General features: G+C 47.3%; 1 rRNA gene (cut by a window edge). It reads right to left on the bottom strand.

Features of this window, described 5'->3' with window-relative positions:
- Positions 1 to 290: 290 nt before the first annotated feature.
- A 23S ribosomal RNA gene (locus HMPREF1321_RS03610) occupies positions 291 to 3046 on the bottom strand; it runs 87 nt beyond the window's last position.

Genomic DNA, 3046 nt, shown 5'->3' with positions numbered 1-3046 from the left:
TGTAGTACCATCTGCGCTAAAAGGTTTAACTGCTCTGTTCGGAATGGTAAGAGGTGAGACCTTTGACTATAACCACCTTAAATCTTTTAGGTGTCAGGGGTCAGGGGTTAGGTTTCAGGGGAATCCCTGATGCCTATAACCTAGTGCCTGTAACCTTATTTTTTTAACATATAGGGATAAAAAACATATCTTAACTAACTTCTTAAGAGATTAATAATTGATAAAACATAAGTAGTATTACACTTTCTTACTTCTTATCTCTTAACTCTTATCTATAAAAAAGAATACTGCGCGAAAAGTCTACGGGTGATTAGTATTACTCGGCTATGATGTTACCACCGTTACACCTGTAACCTATCAACGTGGTCATCTCCCACGACCCTTAAAAGAAATCTCATCTTGTGGCGGGTTTCGTACTTATATGCCTTCAGCACTTATCCCATCCGCACTTAGCTACTCTGCTATGCCCTTGGCAAGACAACAGATACACCAGCGGTGCGTCCAACTCGGTCCTCTCGTACTAGAGTCAGATCCACGCAAATTTCTAACGCCCACAGTAGATAGAGACCGAACTGTCTCACGACGTTCTGAACCCAGCTCGCGTGCCACTTTAATGGGCGAACAGCCCAACCCTTGGGACCTTCTCCAGCCCCAGGATGTGACGAGCCGACATCGAGGTGCCAAACCCCCCCGTCGATGTGAGCTCTTGGGGGAGATCAGCCTGTTATCCCCGGCGTACCTTTTATCCTTTGAGCGATGGCCCTTCCATACGGAACCACCGGATCACTATGCTCTACTTTCGTACCTGATCGACTTGTTGGTCTCTCAGTCAAGCTCCCTTATGCCATTGCACTCTTCGCACGGTTACCAAGCGTGCTGAGGGAACCTTTAGAAGCCTCCGTTACTCTTTTGGAGGCGACCACCCCAGTCAAACTACCCTCCACGAATTGTCCCCTGCATCGCAGGGTTAGACCTCAGATAAGCAAAGGGTGGTATTTCAACAACGACTCCACAACTACCGGAATAGCCGCTTCCAAGTCTCCCACCTATCCTACGCATCACTTATCCAAGACCAATACGAAGATATAGTAAAGGTGCACAGGGTCTTTTCGTCCCACTGCGGGTAATCGGCATCTTCACCGATACTACAATTTCACCGAGCTCATGGCCGAGACAGTGTCCAAATCGTTACACCATTCGTGCAGGTCGGAACTTACCCGACAAGGAATTTCGCTACCTTAGGACCGTTATAGTTACGGCCGCCGTTTACTGGGGCTTCAATTCAAACCTTCGCTTACGCTAAGCTCTCCTCTTAACCTTCCAGCACCGGGCAGGTGTCAGACCCTATACCTCATCTTTCGATTTTGCAGAGTCCTGTGTTTTTGATAAACAGTCGCTTGGACCTTTTCACTGCGGCCTATCGCTAGATAGGCGACCTTTCTCCCGAAGTTACAGGTCTATTTTGCCTAGTTCCTTAGCCATGAATCTCTCGAGCGCCTTAGAATTCTCTTCCCAATCACCTGTGTCGGTTTACGGTACGGGCATTAATCTTCGCTTTTCTTGGAAACGTTGTCACCACTCTATCACCTCGGCCGAAGCCTCAGTGTACTATCAAAGCTATAACTGCTCCTTTAACGTACTATTCCGTCAGTACGCGGTAGTTATCTCGTTCCGTCACTTTTATTAGATTAATGGTACAGGAATATTAACCTGTTGTACATCCACTTCCCCTGCTCGGGTGCGCGTTAGTCCCCGACTAACCCTCAGCTGATTAGCATAGCTGAGGAAACCTTGATCTTTCGGCGGGCAGGTTTCTCGCCTGCCTTATCGTTACTTATGCCTACATTTTCTTTTCTATCAGCTCCACTATGGCTCACGCCTTTAGCTTCAACGCCTATAGAATGCTCCCCTACCGGTAGGTACTTCTGTACTACCCCATAGCTTCGGTAATATGCTTATGCCCGTTTATTATCCATGCCCAACCGCTCGACTAGTGAGCTGTTACGCACTCTTTAAATGTATGGCTGCTTCCAAGCCAACATCCTAGCTGTCAGTGCAGTCAGACCGCGTTTGGTCAACTTAGCATATATTTGGGGACCTTAGCTGATGGTCCGGGTTCTTTCCCTTTAGGATATGGACCTTAGCACCCATACCCTCACTGCTGATGAGCATTTAATAGCATTCGGAGTTTGTCAGGAATTGGTAGGCGATGAAACCCCCGCATCCAATCAGTAGCTCTACCTCTATTAAACTCACTTCAACGCTGCACCTAAATGCATTTCGGGGAGTACGAGCTATTTCCCAGTTTGATTGGCCTTTCACCCCTACCCTCAGGTCATCCGAAGTCTTTTCAACGACAACCAGTTCGGTCCTCCACGCTGTGTTACCAGCGCTTCAACCTGCCCAAGGGTAGATCACCAGGTTTCGCGTCTACTACTACCAACTATTAATCGCCCTATTCAGACTCGCTTTCGCTACGGATTCGTATCTGAAATACTTATCCTCGCTGGTAACAGTAACTCGTAGGCTCATTATGCAAAAGGCACGCTGTCACAGCCTAAAGCTGCTCCAACCGCTTGTAAGCGTATGGTTTCAGGGTCTATTTCACTCCGTTATTCACGGTTCTTTTCACCTTTCCCTCACGGTACTAGTTCACTATCGGTCTCTCAGGAGTATTTAGCCTTACCGGATGGTCCCGGCAAATTCAGTCAAGGTTCCACGTGCCCCGACCTACTCAGGATACCCATAAGATTTATAAAACTGTGCCTATACGAGACTTTCACTCTCTATGGTGTGTCTTTCCAAACACTTCTAATCCAGCTTTACAACCTATATCTGGGTCCTACAACCCCCATATTGCCGTAACAATATGGGTTTGGGCTAATCCCATTTCGCTCGCCACTACTCTGGGAATCACTTTTGTTTTCTTCTCCTCCGCCTACTTAGATGTTTCAGTTCAGCGGGTTTGCCCATCTTTACGATGTAGTACATCTTCAATGTACTGGGTTGCCCCATTCGGATATTTGCGTATCATATCGTATGTGCC

The organism is Capnocytophaga sp. oral taxon 412 str. F0487 (assembly GCF_000271925.1).
GTDB classification, from domain to species: domain Bacteria; phylum Bacteroidota; class Bacteroidia; order Flavobacteriales; family Flavobacteriaceae; genus Capnocytophaga; species Capnocytophaga ochracea.
This window is presented reverse-complemented; position numbering and strand designations above follow the sequence as displayed.